General features: G+C 70.0%; 1 protein-coding gene. It reads left to right on the top strand.

The window, feature by feature from the left end; genetic code table 11:
• Positions 1-823, top strand: an 823-nt coding sequence (locus ABTU92_RS29160; protein ID WP_408095050.1) for a DUF4118 domain-containing protein, incomplete at both ends; no start/stop codon positions are given.

Raw genomic sequence — 823 nt, 5'->3', positions numbered from 1 at the left:
GCGCGAGCTCGCGCTGCGCCGCACGGCGGAACGCGTCGACGACCAGTTGCTCAGCCAGATGAAGGCGCGCGCCATTCCGGGTCCGTGGCCGGCCGGCGAGCGCGTCCTGGTGTGCATCTCCGAGGATCCGCGCTCGGCCGGCCTGGTGCGCTACGGCAAGCGCCTCGCGGATCGGGTGCGCGGGCCGTTCACGGCGCTCTTCATCGAGAGCCGGCGGAGCCGCGCGCTCGACGACGTCGAGCGGGATCGCATCGCCGACACGCTCCGTTTGGCGCAGACGCTGGGCGGCGAGGCGGCGACCATCCCGCGCAGCGACGAACGCATCGCCGACGACATCGTGTCCTGGGCGCACGCCAACAACGTCACCCAGATCGTGGTCGGCAAGTCGACTCGCACGCGATGGCACGAGATCGTGCACGGCTCGATCGTCCACGACCTCGTCCGCCGCGCCGGCAACATCAGCGTGCATGTCATCGCCGGTGACGACATCGCGGGCGATCCGATCCCGAAGAAGACGGTGAAGACGGGCCGGCGTCGGACCCGGCCCGACTGGAGCGGCTATGCGTTGGCCCTCGGTGCGATCGCCGTCGCGCTCGGTGCCGGGCTGCTGGTTCGGCCGTGGGTCGGGATCGAGACCGTCGACCTCGTCTTTCTCACCGCCGTGGTCGGTGTGGCGGTCGCGCGCGGCCTGATCCCGTCCCTGATCGCCAGCGTCGCGGCCTCGCTGTGCTACAACTTCTTCTTCCTGCCGCCCGTCCACACCTTCACGATCACCGATCCGACCAACGTCGCGGCGTTCCTGTTCTTCACGTTCCTGGCGATC

This window comes from Rhodoplanes sp. SY1 (assembly GCF_046000175.1).
GTDB lineage: Bacteria > Pseudomonadota > Alphaproteobacteria > Rhizobiales > Xanthobacteraceae > Rhodoplanes.
Note: the sequence above shows the minus strand (reverse complement) of the source record. Positions and strands in the feature narration are given on the sequence as shown.